Here is a 20,155-nt window from a genome sequence, read left to right as displayed (position 1 = left end):
TACTTTCGCTAACTTTACTTTCGCTAACTTTTATAACTCCAAAAACAAAAAACCCAGCAGAAGCTGGGTTTTTGAAATTCTTGATAACGTAAATATTAACGTTTTGAGAACTGTGGACGCTTACGCGCTTTCTTAAGACCCACTTTCTTACGTTCAACTTTACGTGCATCACGAGTAACGAAACCTGCTTTACGAAGTTGTGGACGTAGTGACTCGTCAAACTCCATAAGTGCACGAGTGATACCGTGACGGATAGCACCAGCTTGACCAGTAGTACCACCACCAGCAACGGTGATGTAAAGATCAAACTTTTCAGTCATATCAACAAGCCCTAAAGCTTGACGAACAACCATGCGTGCTGTTTCGCGACCAAAATACTCTTCTAAAGAGCGATTGTTGATTACGATGTTACCAGTGCCTGGGCGTAAGAATACGCGAGCACTTGAACTTTTACGACGACCTGTACCGTAGTATTGATTTGCCATGTTAGTGCTCCTTAAATGTCTAGAACCTGAGGCTGTTGTGCAGCATGGTTGTGCTCAGTACCTGCGTAAACTTTAAGTTTACGGTACATTGCGCGGCCTAAAGGACCACGTGGCAACATGCCCTTAACAGCCTTCTCGATGATCATTTCAGGCTTTGCAGCTTGAAGTTTATCAAAAGTAGTAGACTTAAGACCACCTGGGAAACCAGAGTGAGCATAGTACACTTTATCTTTGAACTTGTTACCAGTTACAGTAACTTTCTCCGCGTTGATAACGATGATGTAATCACCAGTATCTACGTGTGGAGTGTACTCAGCTTTGTGCTTACCGCGTAGGCGATGAGCGATTTCAGTAGCGATGCGACCTAAAGTTTTACCTTCAGCGTCAACTACGTACCAGTCACGTTTTACTGTTTCTGGTTTAGCAACAAACGTTTTCATTTATAAAAATCCAATGTTTTTCAATTAAAACCACAGGTAATTATTATTAATTACCGCTCTAAATGTTTGCTCCAACCCCTTCGAGTTTAAGACTTTTGCGCCATTCAAAAGAGGCTAATCTAATGAAGGCAATAGAACGCAACGTGGCAGACGCGGGAGTATACCAGCACTTTTATCACATTGCTACTCGACGGTTGTTTTTTCCACAAGAAAATTGTTCTATCAGCTATCAAAACTTTGTCCCTATCAACTTAAGAGTCAAGAAAATATTCTCTTTACCTGACGGCTGACGGCTGACGGCTGACGGCTGACGGCTTATAACTTACAGCTACATTAAACCAAATGCTCTCTTGCTAGGTACTCTAACGACTGCATTTCTTGCAATCGACTAATACAACGTCTGAACTCAAAGTTAAGGTTGCCTTGCGTGTAGAGTTCCGTAATAGGTTTTTCAGCAGAAATAATAAGTGTGACGTGGCGTTCGTAAAACTCATCGACTAACGCAATAAAGCGCCTGGCGGCATCATCGTTATTTTGGCCAAGCTGTTTTACGTTCGATAAAATAACAGTGTTATATAAACGGCTTATTTCCATATAATCGACTTGGCTACGTGCGGTTTCACACAACTGAGAGAAATCAAACATCACAATACAATCAGCGACCTTACGGGTTTTGATCATTCGCCCTTCGATTTCGATGGGGTGATCGAGTTTACCCGGCTCTGGAGATAACTTATCAAAATACTCAAACAGATTTTTATCGGCTTGTTCATCTAGTGGGCTATGAAATATCTCTGCTTGCTCTAAAGTACGCAATCGGTAATCAATGCCAGAATCCACATTCACAATCTCAGTGTTTGCATTAACAAGTGCGATTGCAGGCAAAAAGCGAGCACGCTGCAAACCATTTCGATATAACTCATCAGGTATAATGTTAGACGTTGCCACTAACACAATGCCGCGCGCAAATAAGGCTTCCATTAAACCACCAAGCAGCATGGCATCAGTAATGTCTTGCACAAAAAATTCGTCAAAGCAGATAATGTCGGTTTCAGCTTTAAAAATATCAGCCACAACTTCTAAGGGGTTAGCAGTTTTGTCTAATTTTTTTAGCTCTTCGTGAACACGGTGCATAAAACGATGAAAATGCACGCGCATCTTGCGTGTTCCCGGCAGCGCCTCATAGAAGGTATCTACCAAATAGGTTTTACCACGCCCTACTCCCCCCCAAAAATACAAACCTTTTATAGGCGCCGTGCTATTTTTATTAAATAGTTTAGAGAACCAGCCTCTAGCTGCGGGCTTTTGTGCTGTTAAGTCATCGAAGAGCCTTTGTAGATGACGTACTGCATTTTCTTGCGCAGCATCGTAAACAAAGTCTTCACGCTGTAAATCTTGTTGGTACTTTTGCCAAGGAGTCATAGATAGTTACAATAAAACACGGTTTAATTTACGCAATATGTTAACACGCATCGTAACTCGGGGTATATTAGCAGCAACAGGATTTATTCTTGAGTACGCAATCTAGGCGTTATTTTATTTTTATGTATTAATTCCCAAAGGGGTAGAATTATGGGTACAGTTACTTGGATCGGCATTATTGTTATTGTGGCAGTAGCTGCATTTTTCCTTGGCGCCTTCGTCACTAAAAAGCAATTTAAGCAAGATGAATTAGAGCAACAAGCAGAACAAGCTAAAAATGCATTAGAGCAATACCGTCAAGATGTTGCAGATCATTTAGCAAGCACTGGTAGACTCGTCAACAAAATGAAAGACAACTACGACCAATTGTTAAATCATGTTGATGAAACTAACAAGCTGCTACTAGCTGATAAAAAACAGCATCCTAACGAACCATTTTTTTCTAAAGAAACGACTGAGCAGCTACAGCGCTCACTAAAGGAACGCCAAAGTGACCGTTCATCGGCACATGCTCAACCTGCTGATTATGTATCAGGTGAATCAGGCTTATTCGCCGGCGAACCAAAAGTAGCCGAGCCGGACAAAGTTTAATTAAGGTTTCAGAAATTTCTAAAGCTTCTTGATGAACTTTTTTTTGACCCCATAGTCTGTTTATAAAGCAGCTTATGTTTTACATGCATTTCAAAACATTCTAAAGAGCGAACCTACTTTAAAATGTTTTGAACTAAATTGATAAAAGGCTGCTTATGCAGCCTTTTTTGTTTGTGCTTTTTCCTGTGATGTGGAGTAAACCCTGACTATGAAAATGAAATTATCGTTAATCAGTGCAGCAATGTTATCTGCCAGTTTATTATTAACCCCTTCAGTATCAATGGCTAAGATGCCTATCGCAGTCAATGGTCAACAATTACCGACGTTAGCGCCGATGCTAGAACAAATAACACCAGGCGTTGTTAGTATCCAAGTCTCCGGTTCAAAGGAAGTCCGTCGTCGCGCTGATCCGCTTGATTTCTTTTTTGGCAATCCGCAACCGCGTAGCCAAAAGCGTGAATTTAGTGGTTTAGGCTCAGGCGTTATTATTGACGCCAAAGAAGGCTATGTCGTTACCAATAACCACGTAGTTCAAGATGCTGAAAAAATGTTGGTTACTCTTGAAGATGGTCGTGAATACGAAGCAACTAAAATCGGTAGCGATAAAGAATCAGACATCGCGTTATTAAAAATTGATGCCGAGGATTTAGTCGCCGTTAAACTGGCAAACTCAGATCAACTACGAGTGGGTGACTTTGCAGTAGCGATTGGTAACCCATTTGGTTTAAGCCATACTGTTACCTCAGGGATTGTTAGTGCACTGGGGCGTAGTGGTTTAAATATTGAAGGTTATGAAGATTTTATTCAAACCGATGCTGCAATTAATCAAGGTAACTCAGGTGGTGCGTTAGTTAACTTAAACGGTGAGCTAATTGGTATTAACACGGCCATTTTAGGTGCATCGGGTGGCAATGTTGGTATCGGCTTTGCGATTCCATCCAATATGATGAAAAATCTCGTTGACCAAATTATTGAACATGGTGAAGTACGCCGTGGCTCACTAGGTATTTCTGGGCGCCCACTGGATGCTGGCCTTGCTAAAGCACAACAGCTTGATGTAAAACAAGGCGCTTATGTTATGCAAGTAATGGATGATTCTGCCGCCAGTGAAGCCGGTATTAAAGCAGGTGACGTAATTATTAGTATTGATGGTAGTGAGATCAGCGGCTTCCATGAACTGCGCAGTAAAATCGCCACGCTAGGTGAAGGCAGAAAGGTAAAATTAGGCATTTATCGTGATGGTAAAGTGCAAACCGTTAAAGTTACCCTTGATGGCGCATCAGCACTAACCGCAGCCGGTGATGAACTACATCCAGCCTTCCAAGGTGCAACTCTTGAAAACACCCAAAAGAATGGTAATAAAGGGGTTGAGGTGACAACTGTTGATCCGCGCTCACCAGCGGCTAGAGTAGGCCTTGAAGAAGGCGACGTGGTAATGCAAGTAAACCGTCAGCGTGTTGAAACAATTAGTGACATGAATAAGATCATCGAAAATACTAAAGGTAACATCGTACTTGGAGTACAACGCGGTCGTGAATCGGTATTTGTTTTAATCCAATAAAATAAATATTAGGTAAATAACATAAATAATAGCAGTGGTACTTGCCGCTGCTATTTTTTTTGTGCCATCATTAGAAGATCGCTCATTAAGAATAAGAAAATTGTGCTGAAATTTTTTAAGTTTGTCCTTCCCCCGCTATTTGCCGGACTCGGTATCGCATTTTTGGTAGTATTTTTTAGCCCAAATATGCGTGCAACGCTGTTACCCAATGTACCCTTACCAAGTGCTATGAGTATTGACCATTTGAGCTTTGCCGATGCAGTACAGCGCGCAGCGCCATCTGTTGTGACAATCATTTCTGAGAGCATTTCAAAGGAACCTCGTTATAAACGGCAAAACACCGTGCAAGAGCTTGGCTCCGGTGTAATCATGTCAAGTGATGGCTATATTCTTACCAACTATCATGTGATCAATAATGCTGATCAAATTATGGTGCTGCTTACTGATGGCCGCCGTTATTTTGATGTTCAGCTCATCGGCTTTGATACCATCACCGACTTAGCACTGTTGAAAATTAACGTGGAGCATTTGCCCGTTATTCCAATTAGTGAGCGTTTTACGCCACGTGTGGGCGATGTGGTACTGGCGATTGGTAATCCGCTTAATTTAGGACAAACAATCACCCAAGGGATCATCAGTGCCACGGGTAAACAAAAAATTACCGATAGTCCTTACAATAGCCTACTACAGATGGATGCGGCAATTAATGTCGGCAATTCAGGTGGCGCGCTAGTAAACTCTAACGGTGACTTGGTTGGGATCACCTCAGCACAATTTAAAACCCGAGAGAACCTCGATATCCAAGGCATATTCTTCGCAGTACCTTACTCATTAGCAAAAGAGGTAATGGATAAACTGATCCGTCATGGCCGTGTTGTACGTGGTTATTTGGGCTTCACCGGTACTGCCGTTGATAGTACGGGTAAAGAAGTTAGCGATAAATTCACCCCTGTTGCGGGCTTGCGTATAACCAATCTAGATCCATTAGGTCCAGCATGGCAAGCTGGTATTAAAGAACAAGATATTGTGATTAAAATTGCTGGTGAAGATGTCACTAACCCGCAAAAAACCTTGACCACAATTGGTAATTCAGAGCCGGGGCATGAAATAGAGTTTGAACTTTATCGAAGCGGAGAAGTACTAAAAGTGATGGTGAAGGTTGCAGAATTAGAGACTAAACTATAAAACCTAGGGCCTAGAAGCTAGGACCTAGGTTCTAGGCTATTAACTACTTCGACGTTTGATGTTAGCACCTAACGCGCTGAGTTTATCTTCAATCCGTTGATAACCACGATCAACGTGGTAAATACGGTCAACAACCGTCTCACCTTGTGCCACAATACCAGTCAAAATTAGGCTCGCTGATGCACGTAAATCAGTTGCCATTACTTGTGCGCCACTCAAACTCTTAGTGTCACCACAAATTGCCGTATTCCCCTCTAAACGAATGTTAGCACCCATGCGTTGTAGTTCTGGTACATGCATAAAACGGTTTTCAAAAATCGTCTCAGTAATGGTCGCACTGCCATTAGCAACTACATTTAACGCAGTAAACTGTGCTTGCATATCGGTAGGAAAACCTGGGTGTGGCATGGTTTTAATATTAACGGCTTTGAGCTCACGGCCACGCATATCAAGGTAAATACTATCTTTATGTACTTCAATCAAAGCATTAGTCGCACGCAATTTTTCAATCACAGGCTCTAAACTATGAAAATCGGTAAGCTTACATAGCACTTCACCACCCGCCATTGCTGCGGCCACTAAAAATGTGCCAGTTTCAATCCGATCTGGCAAGATGCGATGCTCACAACCATGCAGCTTTTCAACACCTTCAATTTCAATACGGCTAGTGCCTGCACCGCTAATTTTTGCCCCCATTGCTGTTAAGCAAGCAGCTAAATCTATAATCTCTGGTTCACGCGCCGCGTTTTCTAATACGGTTTTGCCGTCAGCTAAGGTTGCGGCCATTAATAAATTTTCGGTCGCGCCAACGCTGACCATTTCCATGTAGATTTCAGCACCTTTTAAACGCCCATCTACCTTTGCATTGATATAACCATTTTCAACGCTAATAACAGCGCCCATGCGCTCCAAACCTTGAATATGAATATCAACCGGGCGAGCACCAATTGCACAACCACCAGGAAGCGATACTTGTGCTTGACCAAAACGAGCAACCAATGGACCTAATGCTAATACTGACGCACGCATTTGTTTGACTAACTCGTAAGGGGCCAATGTTTTATCAACTTTGCCACCATCAATAACGAGCTGTTCGCCGTGCCAGTGTATTTCTGCGCCGAGGGTTTTTAATAATGCTTCAGTAGTGCCGATATCACGCAGGCGAGGAACATTATTAAAGGTACTTTTACCGTCAGCTAATAATGCTGCAAACAAAATAGGTAAAGCGGCATTTTTAGCGCCAGAGATAGTGACTTCACCGGCAAGTCCGGTTCCACCCTGAATTACAAATTGATCCATGAGGAAACCTTTTTTATTGAGGTAAAATGAATTTTTGTTCGCGCTTCCACTCAGTTGGCGTAAATGCACGGATCGAAACTGCGTGAATTGTGCCGTCAGAAATGGTGTTCATCAACGGACCATATACCAGCTGTTGTTTTTTCACTCGGCTTAAACCATCAAAACAATCGCCGACTGCGATAACTTCATAATGACTACCGTTGGCTTTCACATGTACTTCAGCTAATTGCAATGCGTCGCGCAATAAGGTTTCGACTTGGCTTGTTTCCATAACTCTCACTCAAATAGGTTGGTAACCTGTCCCAACTGCATCAACTTTTGCAGTTGTTCAGGAATATTTTGCAATTCAAGGTGAATACCTTGCTGCTTTAATTCTGCGAAAGAGTGAATTAACCAAGCTAAGCCCGCCGTGTCAACCCTAGACACCTCAGAAAGGTCAAAATACCAGTTTTTATGGTTACTTTGTGAGTTTTTATTCAGAAGTCGTTCAGCGGAAATTGAATTTCGAGTCAATTCACCACTGACTCGATAGTGCTGTTCGTCAAGCTGAGTAACCGTTACTTTACTCATTACCGCCGTCACCTCTAAATTGCACTGGCAACTTACTTTTCTGTTCAAGTAGGTCACTTACATGGTTAATACCTTGCTGGCGCAAAATGCCTTGAAATTCACTTTGCTTGGCATCTAATAAACTAATGCCTTCGGCAACCATGTCATAAGCACGCCATTCGCCATCGCGATCTTCACGTACTTTAAAATCAATTTTAATTTCCGGCTTGCCTGGCTCGACAATTTTGGTTTTCACTAATACTAGGTCTTGTCCTGTAAACTCTTTGCTTGCACCAAACTCTACTTTTTGGTTGGTGTATTGCGTAAACACACCAGCATAAGTAGCGATTAAGTATTCTTGAAACACATCAATAAAGTGTTTAATATCCTCAACGGCTTGCTTTTGCTCCGCAGGATCTTTAATCGCACGTACTTTTGATACATGACTTCCTAATACACGCAGTGCAGCATATTTATAATCAATGTAAGGCATCAACTCTTCTTTGACAATAACCCGTAGGTGCTCCTTATCTTTTTCGATTAAAGGCTGGTCACGAGTAATACGTTGAAAAGTATTATCAGATACTTGGCGGACCATTTTATATGGGTCTGTTAAATTGACCGCATCGCTTGCTACGCTAATGGCACTGAAAGTCAGCGCAACTACCATTAAAAATTTCTTAAACATAATTACTTACTCGCCGCCTTGATTGAATAAAAATTGCCCGATTAACTCTTCAAGCACCAATGCTGATTTCGTGTCAGTGATATAGTCGCCATCATTTAAGGCTTTGCTCTCAACACCAAATAACTCGTCTAACCCTAAGTTTTTATCATCACTCGTTACCGCAACACCTAAACACGCTTGTTCAGCTGATTTTGGGGCAATAACAGGGTTAATCCCCAAGTATTGCTCACCGAGAATGCCTGATGTCAGGATTGAAACTGAGCTGGTATCTGAAAAACGACATTGATATTGCGCATCAATCGTCATATCAACAACTGGCACAAATTCTTGTGGGTGAATTGAAATTCCCTCAACTCGACCAACCACTACACCACCTACTTTAATCGGCGCACGTGTTTTTAATGAACCAATGTTTTCAAACTTGGCTTTCAATAAGTAGGTTTCGCCGTTGCCGCTGATCCCTGCATTGGCAACTTTTAACGCCAACATAGCAAAAGCTGCTATGCCTAGCGCAACAAAAAAACCAACTAAAATTTCTAATTTCCGTGAATTCATTATCTATACCTTTATTAGCTAGTAAACATTACCGCTGTCAAAATAAAATCAAACCCTAAAACAGCCAAAGATGAGTGTACAACTGTCTCTGTTGTTGCTTTACTGATCCCTTCAGAGGTCGGTATACAATCGTAGCCTTTATAAAGCGCAATCCATGTAACCACGATGGCAAATACAAAACTCTTGATCATGCCATTTAAAATATCTTGCTGGAATGACACTTGTGACTGCATGATTGACCAAAAACTCCCCGTATCAACACCCAACCAATCAACCCCCACTAAATGAGCACCAATAATTGCAACTGCTGAAAATATCAACGCCAGTAATGGCATACTGATAAAGCCCGCCCAAAAGCGTGGCGCGATAATACGTTTAAGAGGGTCAATAGCCATCATTTCAAGACTTGATAACTGCTCAGTCGCTTTCATTAAACCTATTTCTGCGGTTAATGCACTACCAGCTCGCCCGGCAAACAATAATGCAGTAACAACAGGGCCTAACTCTCTAAGTAAACTCAATGCTACTAATGGGCCTAAGCTATCCTCTGCACCATAACCAACTAGTACGGTGTAGCCTTGCAACGCCAACACCATACCAATGAATAAGCCCGACACCATGATAATCAATAGTGACTGCGAGCCGACCATATATAATTGCCGTATTAAAAGCGGCGTGCCTTTTCTAAAATTAGGCAAACTCCACAACGCACCTATCAACATCTGAGTAGAGCGACCAAGTGCAGCAAACCGTCCTAACGTTTTATGACCTAGCATTTGCAAAAAATCAAACATCAGCGGCGCCCTCCCAGTAATTCTTCTTGATAAGGTTGAGCAGGAAAATGAAACGGCACTGGGCCATCAGATAATCCTTTTAAGAACTGCTGAACTAGGGCCGATTCATGATTACGCATTTCATCCGGTGTACCGCTACCAATAACGCCTTGATCGGCAATAATGATAACGTGATCGGCAATACTCATTACTTCTGTTACATCGTGAGTTACGATTAATGATGATAACCCAAGCACTTGATTAAGCGACTTAATCAACTTAACCAACACACCCATGGAGATAGGGTCTTGGCCTGCAAATGGCTCATCATACATAATTAATTCAGGATCAAGCGCGATTGAACGCGCTAATGCAGCACGACGTGCCATACCACCTGACAGCTCAGAAGGCATTAGATCTTGTGCTCCACGCAAGCCAACAGCTTGTAATTTCATTAGCACCACAAGGCGAATTAAATCTTCACTTAGACGAGTGTGCTCACGCAGCGGAAAAGCGATATTGTCAAACACTGACATATCGGTAAATAATGCGCCGCTTTGAAACAACATACTCATTTTGGTTCGCGCCGCATAAAGCTCTTTGCGCGACATGGTAGGAATGTTATTGCCTTCGAATAAAATAGTGCCGCTATCTGGTTTTAATTGGCCACCAATTAAACGCAACATGGTGGTTTTACCAATTCCGCTTGGCCCCATAATTGCCGTAATTTTTCCTTTAGGGACACTAAAGCTCATATTTTTATATATACAGCGATTGCCCCTAGAAAAGCTTACATCCTTGATTTCTACTATTGGTTGCGACAAGTCGCTCTCCATTACTATTTTCACTAGTTCACCTATTTTAAGCGTTTTTACACCAAGATGGAAAAAACAAATCGTAAAATTTTGTAATATTCTATGTAATAGCGCTGCAAAGCTTACAGCAGTTGGCTTAACCGTCGCTTAAATAATTTTTCTCAGTCCAAATCAGTCCATAATCTAACAAGCTTCGCAGATTCTTTTATTTATACTTTCAGGTTGGCTTTTGTTACTATTTGCAGCCATCTCATTTTGAATAATTGGCGTAACGTAATGGTGACTTCTTTTGTCATTTTAATTCTCGGATTTGCAGCTCTCGTTTGGAGTGCAGATCGCTTTGTATATGGTGCTGCGGCACTGGCAAAAAATTTCGGTGTTCCTACTCTTATTGTTGGTTTAACAGTTGTTGCTATGGGCTCGTCAGCCCCTGAAATGATGGTCTCAGCATCAGCTGCGCTTGCAGGTAAAACTGACACTGCAGTGGGTAATGCCGTTGGCTCAAATATCACTAATATTTTACTTGTTTTAGGTATTACCGCGCTATTGCGCCCACTATCAGTATCATCAATGACATTAAAACGCGAAATGCCGCTTGTGCTGCTAGTGTCAATCGCCGCCTGGTATATATTTTCGGATAACTACTTTTCATTTGCTGAGGGCGTTGCATTAATCATAGGCTTTGTGGTCTTTATTGCGGGCTTAGTTATTATTTCTATTCGCGCTAAAAACCAAGCTGATGACCCATTTGTAAGTGAAGCCTGTGAAGACGTACCAGATAACGTGCCCACCAAATCGGCTTTATTTTGGTTAATTATTGGTATGATATTACTGCCTGTCAGCTCACATTTTTTAGTTGGCTCAGCAGTTGATATAGCCAAATACTTTGGCCTAAGTGATTTAGTAATAGGGTTAACCATTATTGCTATTGGCACCAGTCTGCCTGAGCTGGCAGCCTGTATTGCTGGGGTATTAAAAAACGAAGATGATTTAGCACTGGGTAATATTGTTGGCTCAAATATCTTTAACATTTTAGCTGTGTTGCCACTGGCTGGGATTATCAACCCTTCAATTATTGACCCTTCAGCTGCAAACCGTGATGCCTTAATTATGATTGGTGCCACCATAGCCCTTATAGCTATGTCCTTGAGCTTTAAAGGTACAAGACGCATTAATAGAGTTGAAGGTGGCCTGTTATTGGTCGCATTTTTAGCATATCAGAGTTATATTTTTAGCCAAGTTGCTTAATGCTACCCACAAAATGGATAACACAATGACGCAGTTAAATTTTATTGAACAAGGTAAGCGGGTGCTAGAAATAGAGCGCCAAGCACTGCTTGATATAACCCAATATCTAGACGAAAACTTTAATCAAGCTTGCCAATTGATGTATCAATGTCACGGAAGGATCATAGTAGTCGGTATGGGGAAATCTGGGCATATTGGTAATAAAATTGCTGCAACACTGGCAAGCACTGGCACGCCTGCGTTTTTTGTCCATCCGGGTGAAGCAAGTCATGGTGATTTAGGGATGATCACTCGTGATGACGTGGTTATGCTTATTTCTAACTCAGGCGAAACCAGCGAAGTACTGAATATTATTCCGGTTATTAAACGTATTGGCGCAAAAATGATCGCCATGACAGGTAACCCTGAATCATCAATGGCAAATTGGGCTGATGCTCATGTATGCATCAAAGTAAGTCAAGAGGCCTGCCCATTAGGACTCGCCCCGACTGCGAGCACGACTGCAACGCTTGCGATGGGTGATGCAATAGCCGTTGCTCTGTTAGAAACCCGAGGCTTTACTGCCGATGACTTTGCGCTATCGCATCCAGGGGGAAGCTTAGGCAAACGTTTACTATTGTGTTTAAAAGATATTATGCACAGTGGCCCAGCAACGCCTATGATCAATGACAAGCAATGTATCAAAGATGCATTAATCGAAATGTCGGCCAAGGGCTTAGGTATGACGGCCATTGTTGATGACACAGGGCAACTTGCAGGGCTTTTTACTGACGGTGATTTACGCCGAATTTTAGAGCAACGAATGGATATTCACAGTACTTTGATCAGCACTGTCATGACCCGCTCTTGCACTACAGCAACTGCAGATATGCTTGCCGCCGAGGCACTCAATATTATGGAGAATAAGCGTATCAATGGCTTAATTGTAGTTGATGATAAACACCACCCTATTGGTGCTCTTAATATGCAAGATTTGCTCAAAGCAGGAGTTTTATAATGCAGTTTGCTGACTTATATCAGCCACTTTCAGATGATGCGAGCGAGCGAGCACAAAAAATCAAACTCCTGATCTGTGATATCGACGGGGTGTTTTCAGATGGCCGCATTTATCTTGGCAATCAAGGTGAAGAACTCAAAGCGTTTAATACTAAAGATGGTTTTGGTATCAAAGCACTGATCAATAGCGGTTTTGAAGTTGCCGTGATCACCGGTCGTCATTCACAGATAGTTCAGCAACGGATGACTAGCCTGACAGTACCGCATATTTACCAAGGTCAAGAAAACAAGTTGCAAGCTTATCAACAGCTCAAAGATAAATTGCAGTTAAGCGATGAACAAATCGCTTACATAGGCGATGACGGGCCTGACTTGCCGGTAATGGAATTAGTTGGTTTTGCGGTGGCAGTAAATGATGCTCACCCCTTGATCAAGCGAGTTTCACATTATACAACCATGCTCCCTGGTGGTTTTGGAGCGGTGCGTGAACTCACTGATTTATTAATGCTCGAAAATGGTAAATCATTAACTAGCGAAGGCACAAGCTCATGAATAGTGCGCGTTTAATATTATGCGTATTATTTGTCGGCTGTATGGTATGGCTGTGGTATCCGTATTTTTATCAAAGCACTGCCATAAAACAAAACCAAGAAGATATAATAGCAAAACCTGATTATACTGCGGTGGCATTAAAACAAACCGCGTTTGATGAACAAGGTAAAATTAGCCACAAAGTAACAGCTGCAAAAATGGAACTTTACCAACAGTTAGGGTTTACTTACTTTGAACAACCTATTTTTACACTCTATAATCAACAGCAAACGTGGCAAATTAATGCCGATGAAGCCACCCTATATGAAAATCATCAATTAATTTTAGAAGGTAATGTGGTTGCTAAAAACCTGACCAATAATGCCATGATTGAACATATAAACGCAGATAATATTCAGGTTGATATTGAACTACAAACCATGAGTTCAGAACAACCAGTTGAATTAATCGGACCAAATTTAAAGATCACTGGGCGCGGCCTCCATGCCGACTTAAAAGCCGAAGTGGTAGAACTAATTAACCATACGCGAACCATATATTATGACCAATAAATTTGCTCACTTGCTTGTGATACCAAGCTTATTCATTGCCTTTGCAAGCTTTGCTGAAAATACGGCACCACCTGCGGATCAAGTCTCTATCAGTGCTGAAAAGCAGCTTGCCCAACTGAAAGATAATATCGGTATTTTTGAAAAAAATGTTGAAATCATTCATGGTAACCGCCGTATCAAAGCGGATCGACTTGAAGTCCATAAGCGCGAAGATTTAGGCAATAACAAACAATTGCTTGTTGCAACTGGTAACCCTGCTTACTTTGAAGAAAAACAAACTGATGGCACAATAATGAGCGCCAGTGCTGATGAAGTCCGTTACGATGTCGCCAAGCGCTATTTAACGTTAATTGGTAATGCACAAGTCACTCAAGCAGGTCAAAAAATTAATGCCAAAAGCATTACCTATGATATGGACCAACAGCTGATCAGTGCTGAAAAAGGCGCAAGCTCAAACGATCGCGTACACACTATTTTGGTACCTGTTGACAGTAAAAAAGACAAACCTAAAGGGCAGCCATGAGTATATTAAAAGCTGAATTTTTAGCAAAAAGCTATAAAGGTCGCCAAGTTGTAAAAAGCGTGGGTTTAGAAGTTAGCGCAGGCAGCATTGTTGGCTTACTGGGTCCTAATGGCGCAGGTAAAACCACCACTTTTTATATGATTGTGGGTTTAGTACCTAGCGACAAAGGTAAAATAAGTATTGATGATAATGACATCACTTTACTGCCAATGCACAGTCGCGCACGGTTAGGGATTGGCTACTTACCACAAGAATCATCCATCTTTCGTAAGTTAACTGTTTATCAAAACCTGATGGCTATTTTAGAAACTCGTAAAGAGCTGAATAAACAAGCCAGAGAAGAAGCACTAGACAGCTTACTTGATGAGTTTAGCATTCAACATATTCGCGACAGCCAAGGTATGGCATTATCTGGTGGTGAACGTCGTCGAGTTGAAATTGCACGCGCTTTAGCCGCAAATCCAAAATTTATCTTACTTGATGAGCCTTTTGCTGGCGTTGATCCTATTTCAGTGTTAGATATAAAGAAGATTATTGAACACCTTAAAAACCGTGGTATTGGCGTACTTATTACCGACCACAATGTACGAGAAACCCTTGATGTTTGTGAAAAAGCCTACATAGTTTCTCATGGGGAGTTAATTGCATCAGGTACCCCTGAGCATGTACTTGCCGACCAAACAGTCCGCGATGTTTACCTGGGCGAGCAATTTAGGCTATAAAGCCACGCTCGGCTAAGTATCTGCTAGACTTAACGATGATAACAATAAAAGGATTGTTAGAGATACATGAGGCAATCACTCCAGCTGCGCATGGGCCAGCAACTTACAATGACACCACAGCTGCAACAAGCAATTCGCTTATTGCAACTCAGTACATTGGATCTCCAGCAAGAAATTCAAGAAGCACTCGACAGCAATCCATTGTTAGAGCTAGAAGAGCATGAATATTCAGACGACACGGCTGGTAAAAACGAACAAAAACAAGACAACGATGACTTAACCGTTAGTGCATCAGCAGACGACAAGCCCAGCGAATATGAACAAGAAAGTAGCGAAGCATTAAGCAAAGAGACTTTAAGTGACGAAATGGCTATGGACGTCACCTGGGACGAATACATGAGTGCTGCGCCAAATACGTCATCCGGCCCAATGCCTGAAGATGAGTCAATTTATCAAGGTGCTTCAACTGAAACCCTGCACGAATATCTGATGTGGCAATTACAGCTCACACCTTTTAGTCCAACCGATGAAGCCATTGCCATTGCGATTGTTGAAGCTGTTGACGATTCAGGTATTTTAACCTTGAGCTGCGAAGACATCGCAGAGAGCTTAAATCAAGGTAATAACGAAGAAGAAATCGAACTCGACGAAGTGCAAGCAGTGTTAAAACGCATTCAGTTATTTGACCCTGTTGGTATTGCTGCGCGCAGCCTACAAGAATGTTTATGTATTCAATTAAATCAATTTGATCCTGCAACTCCTTGGATTAGCGAGACTAAAATGATTTTAACTGATCATATCGATTTATTAGCTAGTCGTGACTATCGCACTTTGATGAAAAAGACTAAGCTTAAAGAAGATGAGCTGAAAGAAGTAATGACACTGATCCACAGCCTTAACCCAAAGCCTGCGGATACTATAGTACGCGAAGAGTCAGAGTATGTTATACCTGATGTTTCGGTGAAAAAAATTAAAGGTCGCTGGGTGGTTGAACTTAATCCAGACAGCATGCCAAAAATTAGAGTGAACAGCCAATATGCGGCAATGTCACGCTCAGTAAAATCAAGCACTGACAGCCAATTTATACGCTCGCATTTGCAAGAAGCTAAATGGTTTATTAAAAGCCTAGAAAGTCGTAACGAGACGTTACTCAAAGTAACTAACTGCATTGTAAAACAACAGCAGGGATTCTTTGAGCATGGCCCTGAAGCAATGCGACCTATGGTACTAAACGACGTTGCTGAAATGGTTGAGATGCACGAATCAACAATCTCTCGCGTAACGACACAAAAGTACATGCATACCCCCCGTGGTATTTTTGAGTTAAAGTATTTTTTCTCAAGTCATGTAAGCACTGAGAACGGCGGCGAATGCTCTTCGACAGCTATTCGAGCATTGATCAGAAAATTGATCAGTGCAGAAAACTCAGCGAAACCATTGAGTGATAGTAAGATTGCAGATATATTGGCAGAGCAAGGTATCAAAGTAGCTAGACGGACTATTGCAAAATACCGCGAGTCGCTGGCTATTCCACCGTCAAATCAACGTAAAAGTTTGATTTAAGGCGTAAAATCACAAGAGGAAAATGCTTATGCAACTAAATTTAACTGGTCGTCACGTAGAAATTACTGATTCATTAAGAGACTATGTAAACAATAAGTTTGCCAAGCTTGAAAGGCATTTTGATCATATCAATAATGTCCATGTTATTCTTGATGTAGAAAAACTAAGCCAAAAAGCAGAGGCCACATTACATGTCAGTGGCGCTGAATTATTTGCCTCGACTGAGCACCAAGACATGTATGCAGCTATTGACGGACTAATCGATAAACTTGATCGTCAAGTAATTAAACACAAAGAGAAGCACGCTCGACACTAACACTATGAAATTAAGCTCACTTATTTGTCAGGACTGCAGTAAAGCTGCGGTCCTTTTTAATAGCAAAAAACGGATCATTGAATTTATAAGCCAATTGGCTCATGAACAACTCCCTCAGCTATCACAACAAGAAATCCTCAACGCACTACTATCGAGAGAAAAACTAGGTAGTACCGGTATTGGTCGTGGTATTGCTATCCCTCATGGCCGTATGAGTGGTGTTGAAAACCCGCTAGCAATAATTTTAGTGAGTGAATCACCGGTTGATTTTGATGCGATTGATAATCGCCCAGTTGATATATTTGTAGCCCTCATCGTACCAGATGGTGACAGCCAACTTCATTTGAAGACGTTAGCCACAATTGCTGATAAACTCAATAACAAAGATTTTTGTAAACAACTACGTAGCGCAAAAACAGACCAAGATTTGTATCATGTAATTGCAGCTCAATCGTAGTCATACCAATTGTATTGAATTAGAGAGTAATTATTGCAACAGGGAAATAGCTCTAGAACAAGGTGGAAATTATTTATATAGTTGTTCTATATAAATAATTTTAAACAAAGTTAGTGGGTTATTTAACAAGCAAGAATGAGCATGTTTTTAATAAAATTGGTATTAAATGAAGGAGAATTTACATGGAGTTAATCATCATCAGTGGGCGTTCTGGCTCAGGTAAATCTGTTGCTTTACGTGTAGTAGAAGATCTTGGCTATTATTGTGTAGATAATATTCCAGTTAACTTATTACCGTCATTAGTACGCAGTGTCTCTGATAATTACGACAAAATAGCCGTCAGTATCGATGTTCGTAATTTACCGAAGGAGCAGGAAGAATTTAACGACATTCTTGAATACTTGCCTGGCTTTGCAAATCCGACGCTATTTTATTTAGACAGTGATGATCAAACCTTGATCAAGCGATTTTCTGAAACCCGCCGCTTACACCCATTATCTTTGGACTCTTTGCCACTGGATTTAGCCATCAAGCAAGAAAAAGTGTTGCTTGATGTATTAACTACTCGTGCTGATTTCATGCTTGATACCACAGATCTCAGTGTCCACCAGCTTGCTGAGTCAATCCGTGAAAAGATTTTAGGGAAAAAAGATAAAAAACTAATCATCACCTTTGAATCATTTGGTTTTAAGCATGGTATTCCAAAAGAAGCCGATTATGTATTTGATGCACGTTTTTTACCTAATCCACACTGGGAGCCTGAGTTAAAACCGCTCACAGGCCTGGATCAACCAGTAAAAGATTATTTAGCCAGTCACAGTATCGTGCAAAAATTCACTTGGCAGATCCAAACCTTTGTACAAACTTGGTTACCGCACTTAGAACGTAATAACCGCAGTTACTTAACAATTGCTATTGGTTGCACCGGTGGTCAACATCGCTCAGTTTATCTAGCGCAAACTATAGGTGAAAGCTTCTCGATGAGCCACAGTAATGTGAAAATTCGCCATCGTGAACAAGAATAACAACTCACGTTTACAGTAAGGAATGTTGATGCGCTTAGAAGATACATTTTTAATAAAAAACAAACTCGGTTTACATGCTCGCGCAGCCAGCGTATTAGCGCAATTAGCCGTGCAGTTTGATGCCAGCATCACACTTCATCAAGATGACAAACAAGCCGCAGGCGACAGCGTACTGGGCTTAATGCTATTAGAAAGTAGCCAAGGCAAAGAAGTTAAAGTTGTATGTGAGGGCCCGGACGCTGAACCTGCTCTTGCAGCAATTGGTGAGTTGATCGCACAACGCTTTAACGAACAAGAATAGCTCGTAGTCAGTACCACTAAATTGCGTTAAACTGAATAAAGTCGTTAATTAAACAGACCAAGCGCGTTAATTATCGACAACAGTTACCCTACCTATCAAGTGTATTAATTTTTTAAGGACGCCAATGCCAGAAGCTTTTGAACAAGATTACCCACTACAACAACTAAAACAAGTGACCAAGTCACTTAACAGTGGTCAATTTGTTCAAGTAAGGCGTATGTTGGCAAAAACAGCTCCGTGTGACACCGCATTATTACTCGAGTCATCCCCGCATAAGATTCGTACCTTATTATGGCAACTGGTTGATCCAGATGTACAAGGTGACGTACTTGAAGAACTATCAGAAGATGTTCGTTTAGGGATCATTGCCCAAATGGAGCCGAAGCACATCGCTGCGGCAACTGAGGACATGAGTCACGATGATCTAGGGGAAGTACTACGTAGCCTACCTGATACCGTCTACAAAGACGTTGTTAGTGCCATGGACAGCCAAGATCGAGAACGTGCAACTCAAGCACTCTCTTATCAAGAGCGCTCTGCTGGCGCGCTGATGAACACAGATACAGTGACCATCCGCCCTGATGTCACTATCGACGTAGTACTGCGCTACTTACGTTTACGTGGTGAGCTACCAGAAGGTACCGATGATCTTTATGTTGTTGATAAACATAACTGCTTTATAGGTGCCATGTCGTTAACGACCTTGTTGACTAACTCGCCAGATAAAATCATTCGCGACTTAATGGATGAAGATTGTGAATCTATCCTCATTTCGATGGATGAAACCGATGTAGCACAACTGTTTGAACGTCATAACTGGATATCAGCCCCAGTGGTTGATGATAATGACCACCTACTTGGCCGTATCACCATCGATGATATCGTTGACGTTATCCGTGAAGACGCCGAGCATAGCTTATTAAGCCTAGCCGGTCTTGATGATGAAGAAGATACCTTTGCCCCAGTGTTAAAAAGTTCGAAAAAGCGCTCAATTTGGCTTGGCGTTAACTTGTTAACCGCGCTACTTGCTGCGATTGTGGCAAGCTTCTTTGAAAACACTTTAGCAATTTTACCTATTCTAGCAGTACTCAACGGTATAGTGCCATCCATGGGTGGTGTTGCGGGCAGCCAAACATTAACACTCGTAATACGTGGTATTGCAGTGGGTCATATCAACCAAACTAACCAACGCTTTTTACTGATCAAAGAGCTTGCAATCGGCGCAATAAACGGAATTGTTTGGTCTATTTTAATTGCCGGTGTTGTTGCTATTTGGCAATGGGACTTTAAGCTTGGCGGCGTACTCGCCTTTGCCATGTTTATGAACTTAGTAGCCGCAGGTATCGCCGGTGCCAGTATTCCGCTGCTATTGAAAAAAATGAAAATTGATCCTGCATTAGCTGGCAGCGTGGTACTGACAACCGTAACCGATATTGTAGGTATATTCGCCTTCCTAGGCACTGCGACATGGTTGTTGGTGTAGATAGAAATAGAGGTTCTAGGTTCTAGGTTCTAGGTTCTAGGTTCTAGGTTCTAGG

General features: G+C 41.7%; 25 protein-coding genes. 15 read left to right on the top strand and 10 right to left on the bottom strand.

Annotated elements, in window-relative coordinates; all coding sequences use genetic code 11:
* Positions 1-95: 95 nt before the first annotated feature.
* From rpsI to zapE, 3 genes are all read right to left on the bottom strand, one after another.
* Positions 96-485: a 30S ribosomal protein S9 gene (rpsI, locus tag H5182_RS20930; protein WP_016710054.1), complete on the bottom strand. Its 390-nt coding sequence runs from the start codon at positions 483-485 to the stop codon at positions 96-98.
* A gap of 11 nt (positions 486-496) precedes the next feature.
* Positions 497-925 carry a 50S ribosomal protein L13 gene (gene rplM, locus H5182_RS20925; RefSeq protein ID WP_002957960.1) on the bottom strand — a complete coding sequence of 143 codons (429 nt, stop codon included), beginning with the start codon at positions 923-925 and terminating at the stop codon, positions 497-499.
* Between the two features lie 333 nt (positions 926-1,258).
* Positions 1,259-2,347: a cell division protein ZapE gene (zapE, locus tag H5182_RS20920; RefSeq protein WP_145236796.1), complete on the bottom strand. Its 1,089-nt coding sequence runs from the start codon at positions 2,345-2,347 to the stop codon at positions 1,259-1,261.
* A 150-nt stretch (positions 2,348-2,497) separates the two neighbouring features.
* Between zapE and H5182_RS20915 the strand changes: the two genes are divergently transcribed.
* The 3 genes from H5182_RS20915 to H5182_RS20905 all read left to right on the top strand — a co-directional run bounded on the left by H5182_RS20915 (position 2,498) and on the right by H5182_RS20905 (position 5,684).
* Positions 2,498-2,938, top strand: a complete 441-nt coding sequence (locus H5182_RS20915) for a YhcB family protein (protein ID WP_145236792.1) — start codon at positions 2,498-2,500, stop codon at positions 2,936-2,938.
* 208 nt (positions 2,939-3,146) lie between these two features.
* Positions 3,147-4,499 carry a Do family serine endopeptidase gene (locus H5182_RS20910; protein ID WP_145236789.1) on the top strand — a complete coding sequence of 451 codons (1,353 nt, stop codon included), beginning with the start codon at positions 3,147-3,149 and terminating at the stop codon, positions 4,497-4,499.
* A gap of 102 nt (positions 4,500-4,601) precedes the next feature.
* Positions 4,602-5,684 carry a trypsin-like peptidase domain-containing protein gene (locus H5182_RS20905; protein WP_145236786.1) on the top strand — a complete coding sequence of 361 codons (1,083 nt, stop codon included), beginning with the start codon at positions 4,602-4,604 and terminating at the stop codon, positions 5,682-5,684.
* A gap of 39 nt (positions 5,685-5,723) precedes the next feature.
* Here H5182_RS20905 and murA read toward each other — a convergent pair whose 3' ends face one another.
* From murA to mlaF, 7 genes are read right to left on the bottom strand one after another with little or no spacing between them, the layout of a single operon-like run.
* Positions 5,724-6,983 (bottom strand): UDP-N-acetylglucosamine 1-carboxyvinyltransferase, encoded by a 1,260-nt coding sequence (murA, locus tag H5182_RS20900; RefSeq protein ID WP_145236783.1) that lies wholly within the window; start codon positions 6,981-6,983, stop codon positions 5,724-5,726.
* A gap of 13 nt (positions 6,984-6,996) precedes the next feature.
* Positions 6,997-7,254, bottom strand: a complete 258-nt coding sequence (locus H5182_RS20895) for a BolA family protein (RefSeq protein WP_145236780.1) — start codon at positions 7,252-7,254, stop codon at positions 6,997-6,999.
* A 5-nt stretch (positions 7,255-7,259) separates the two neighbouring features.
* A complete protein-coding gene (locus H5182_RS20890) occupies positions 7,260-7,553 on the bottom strand; it encodes a lipid asymmetry maintenance protein MlaB (RefSeq protein WP_145236776.1) in 294 nt (97 codons plus the stop codon).
* The gene (locus H5182_RS20885; protein ID WP_145236773.1) at positions 7,546-8,220 is read right to left on the bottom strand and encodes a phospholipid-binding protein MlaC; all 675 of its coding nucleotides are present in this window, start codon (positions 8,218-8,220) and stop codon (positions 7,546-7,548) included. The genes H5182_RS20890 and H5182_RS20885 overlap by 8 nt, the downstream gene beginning before the upstream one ends.
* Positions 8,221-8,226: 6 nt before the next feature.
* Positions 8,227-8,775 carry an outer membrane lipid asymmetry maintenance protein MlaD gene (mlaD, locus tag H5182_RS20880; RefSeq protein WP_182732388.1) on the bottom strand — a complete coding sequence of 183 codons (549 nt, stop codon included), beginning with the start codon at positions 8,773-8,775 and terminating at the stop codon, positions 8,227-8,229.
* A 14-nt stretch (positions 8,776-8,789) separates the two neighbouring features.
* Positions 8,790-9,569, bottom strand: a complete 780-nt coding sequence (gene mlaE / locus H5182_RS20875) for a lipid asymmetry maintenance ABC transporter permease subunit MlaE (protein WP_145236765.1) — start codon at positions 9,567-9,569, stop codon at positions 8,790-8,792.
* A complete protein-coding gene (gene mlaF, locus H5182_RS20870) occupies positions 9,569-10,384 on the bottom strand; it encodes a phospholipid ABC transporter ATP-binding protein MlaF (RefSeq protein ID WP_182732390.1) in 816 nt (271 codons plus the stop codon). Before mlaF ends, mlaE begins: the two co-directional genes overlap by 1 nt.
* 255 nt (positions 10,385-10,639) lie before the next feature.
* Between mlaF and H5182_RS20865 the strand changes: the two genes are divergently transcribed.
* The 12 genes from H5182_RS20865 to mgtE all read left to right on the top strand — a co-directional run bounded on the left by H5182_RS20865 (position 10,640) and on the right by mgtE (position 20,100).
* Positions 10,640-11,611, top strand: coding sequence for a calcium/sodium antiporter (locus tag H5182_RS20865; RefSeq protein WP_145236761.1), 972 nt, complete (start codon positions 10,640-10,642; stop codon positions 11,609-11,611).
* Positions 11,612-11,636: 25 nt separating this feature from the next.
* The gene (locus H5182_RS20860; RefSeq protein WP_182759010.1) at positions 11,637-12,608 is read left to right on the top strand and encodes a KpsF/GutQ family sugar-phosphate isomerase; all 972 of its coding nucleotides are present in this window, start codon (positions 11,637-11,639) and stop codon (positions 12,606-12,608) included.
* Positions 12,608-13,159: a 3-deoxy-manno-octulosonate-8-phosphatase KdsC gene (gene kdsC / locus H5182_RS20855; protein WP_145236755.1), complete on the top strand. Its 552-nt coding sequence runs from the start codon at positions 12,608-12,610 to the stop codon at positions 13,157-13,159. The genes H5182_RS20860 and kdsC overlap by 1 nt, the downstream gene beginning before the upstream one ends.
* Positions 13,156-13,710 (top strand): LPS export ABC transporter periplasmic protein LptC, encoded by a 555-nt coding sequence (gene lptC, locus H5182_RS20850; protein WP_145236752.1) that lies wholly within the window; start codon positions 13,156-13,158, stop codon positions 13,708-13,710. Before kdsC ends, lptC begins: the two co-directional genes overlap by 4 nt.
* Positions 13,700-14,233 carry a lipopolysaccharide transport periplasmic protein LptA gene (gene lptA / locus H5182_RS20845; protein ID WP_145236749.1) on the top strand — a complete coding sequence of 178 codons (534 nt, stop codon included), beginning with the start codon at positions 13,700-13,702 and terminating at the stop codon, positions 14,231-14,233. The genes lptC and lptA overlap by 11 nt, the downstream gene beginning before the upstream one ends.
* Positions 14,230-14,955: an LPS export ABC transporter ATP-binding protein gene (lptB, locus tag H5182_RS20840; RefSeq protein ID WP_145236746.1), complete on the top strand. Its 726-nt coding sequence runs from the start codon at positions 14,230-14,232 to the stop codon at positions 14,953-14,955. Before lptA ends, lptB begins: the two co-directional genes overlap by 4 nt.
* A 66-nt stretch (positions 14,956-15,021) precedes the next feature.
* Positions 15,022-16,518, top strand: a complete 1,497-nt coding sequence (locus tag H5182_RS20835; RefSeq protein WP_145236743.1) for an RNA polymerase factor sigma-54 — start codon at positions 15,022-15,024, stop codon at positions 16,516-16,518.
* Positions 16,519-16,546: 28 nt separating this feature from the next.
* Positions 16,547-16,834 (top strand): ribosome hibernation promoting factor, encoded by a 288-nt coding sequence (gene hpf, locus H5182_RS20830; RefSeq protein ID WP_145236739.1) that lies wholly within the window; start codon positions 16,547-16,549, stop codon positions 16,832-16,834.
* A 4-nt stretch (positions 16,835-16,838) separates the two neighbouring features.
* Positions 16,839-17,291, top strand: a complete 453-nt coding sequence (ptsN, locus tag H5182_RS20825) for a PTS IIA-like nitrogen regulatory protein PtsN (RefSeq protein WP_145236736.1) — start codon at positions 16,839-16,841, stop codon at positions 17,289-17,291.
* Between the two features lie 182 nt (positions 17,292-17,473).
* Positions 17,474-18,316, top strand: coding sequence for an RNase adapter RapZ (rapZ, locus tag H5182_RS20820; RefSeq protein ID WP_145236732.1), 843 nt, complete (start codon positions 17,474-17,476; stop codon positions 18,314-18,316).
* 28 nt (positions 18,317-18,344) lie between these two features.
* Positions 18,345-18,617 (top strand): HPr family phosphocarrier protein, encoded by a 273-nt coding sequence (locus tag H5182_RS20815; RefSeq protein ID WP_064667815.1) that lies wholly within the window; start codon positions 18,345-18,347, stop codon positions 18,615-18,617.
* A gap of 124 nt (positions 18,618-18,741) precedes the next feature.
* Complete coding sequence (gene mgtE, locus H5182_RS20810) at positions 18,742-20,100, top strand: magnesium transporter (protein ID WP_145236729.1); 1,359 nt, start codon at positions 18,742-18,744, stop codon at positions 20,098-20,100.
* Positions 20,101-20,155 lie beyond the last annotated feature (55 nt).

The organism is Pseudoalteromonas sp. SG44-17, assembly GCF_014164235.1.
GTDB lineage: Bacteria > Pseudomonadota > Gammaproteobacteria > Enterobacterales > Alteromonadaceae > Pseudoalteromonas > Pseudoalteromonas rhizosphaerae.
Note: the sequence above shows the minus strand (reverse complement) of the source record. Positions and strands in the feature narration are given on the sequence as shown.

Excerpts from the sequence above, each read along its gene's own strand:
- H5182_RS20865 (WP_145236761.1), top strand. The coding sequence starts at position 10,640 with ATGGTGACTTCTTTTGTCATTTTAATTCTCGGATTTGCAGCTCTCGTT.
- murA (WP_145236783.1), bottom strand. The coding sequence starts at position 6,983 with ATGGATCAATTTGTAATTCAGGGTGGAACCGGACTTGCCGGTGAAGTC.
- H5182_RS20860 (WP_182759010.1), top strand. The coding sequence starts at position 11,637 with ATGACGCAGTTAAATTTTATTGAACAAGGTAAGCGGGTGCTAGAAATA.
- ptsN (WP_145236736.1), top strand. The coding sequence starts at position 16,839 with ATGAAATTAAGCTCACTTATTTGTCAGGACTGCAGTAAAGCTGCGGTC.
- hpf (WP_145236739.1), top strand. The coding sequence starts at position 16,547 with ATGCAACTAAATTTAACTGGTCGTCACGTAGAAATTACTGATTCATTA.
- H5182_RS20835 (WP_145236743.1), top strand. The coding sequence starts at position 15,022 with ATGAGGCAATCACTCCAGCTGCGCATGGGCCAGCAACTTACAATGACA.
- lptB (WP_145236746.1), top strand. The coding sequence starts at position 14,230 with ATGAGTATATTAAAAGCTGAATTTTTAGCAAAAAGCTATAAAGGTCGC.
- rplM (WP_002957960.1), bottom strand. The coding sequence starts at position 925 with ATGAAAACGTTTGTTGCTAAACCAGAAACAGTAAAACGTGACTGGTAC.
- mlaD (WP_182732388.1), bottom strand. The coding sequence starts at position 8,775 with ATGAATTCACGGAAATTAGAAATTTTAGTTGGTTTTTTTGTTGCGCTA.
- zapE (WP_145236796.1), bottom strand. The coding sequence starts at position 2,347 with ATGACTCCTTGGCAAAAGTACCAACAAGATTTACAGCGTGAAGACTTT.
- H5182_RS20895 (WP_145236780.1), bottom strand. The coding sequence starts at position 7,254 with ATGGAAACAAGCCAAGTCGAAACCTTATTGCGCGACGCATTGCAATTA.
- H5182_RS20885 (WP_145236773.1), bottom strand. The coding sequence starts at position 8,220 with ATGTTTAAGAAATTTTTAATGGTAGTTGCGCTGACTTTCAGTGCCATT.
- H5182_RS20915 (WP_145236792.1), top strand. The coding sequence starts at position 2,498 with ATGGGTACAGTTACTTGGATCGGCATTATTGTTATTGTGGCAGTAGCT.
- lptA (WP_145236749.1), top strand. The coding sequence starts at position 13,700 with ATGACCAATAAATTTGCTCACTTGCTTGTGATACCAAGCTTATTCATT.
- H5182_RS20910 (WP_145236789.1), top strand. The coding sequence starts at position 3,147 with ATGAAAATGAAATTATCGTTAATCAGTGCAGCAATGTTATCTGCCAGT.
- lptC (WP_145236752.1), top strand. The coding sequence starts at position 13,156 with ATGAATAGTGCGCGTTTAATATTATGCGTATTATTTGTCGGCTGTATG.
- rpsI (WP_016710054.1), bottom strand. The coding sequence starts at position 485 with ATGGCAAATCAATACTACGGTACAGGTCGTCGTAAAAGTTCAAGTGCT.
- mgtE (WP_145236729.1), top strand. The coding sequence starts at position 18,742 with ATGCCAGAAGCTTTTGAACAAGATTACCCACTACAACAACTAAAACAA.
- H5182_RS20815 (WP_064667815.1), top strand. The coding sequence starts at position 18,345 with ATGCGCTTAGAAGATACATTTTTAATAAAAAACAAACTCGGTTTACAT.
- mlaF (WP_182732390.1), bottom strand. The coding sequence starts at position 10,384 with ATGGAGAGCGACTTGTCGCAACCAATAGTAGAAATCAAGGATGTAAGC.
- mlaE (WP_145236765.1), bottom strand. The coding sequence starts at position 9,569 with ATGTTTGATTTTTTGCAAATGCTAGGTCATAAAACGTTAGGACGGTTT.
- kdsC (WP_145236755.1), top strand. The coding sequence starts at position 12,608 with ATGCAGTTTGCTGACTTATATCAGCCACTTTCAGATGATGCGAGCGAG.
- H5182_RS20890 (WP_145236776.1), bottom strand. The coding sequence starts at position 7,553 with ATGAGTAAAGTAACGGTTACTCAGCTTGACGAACAGCACTATCGAGTC.
- rapZ (WP_145236732.1), top strand. The coding sequence starts at position 17,474 with ATGGAGTTAATCATCATCAGTGGGCGTTCTGGCTCAGGTAAATCTGTT.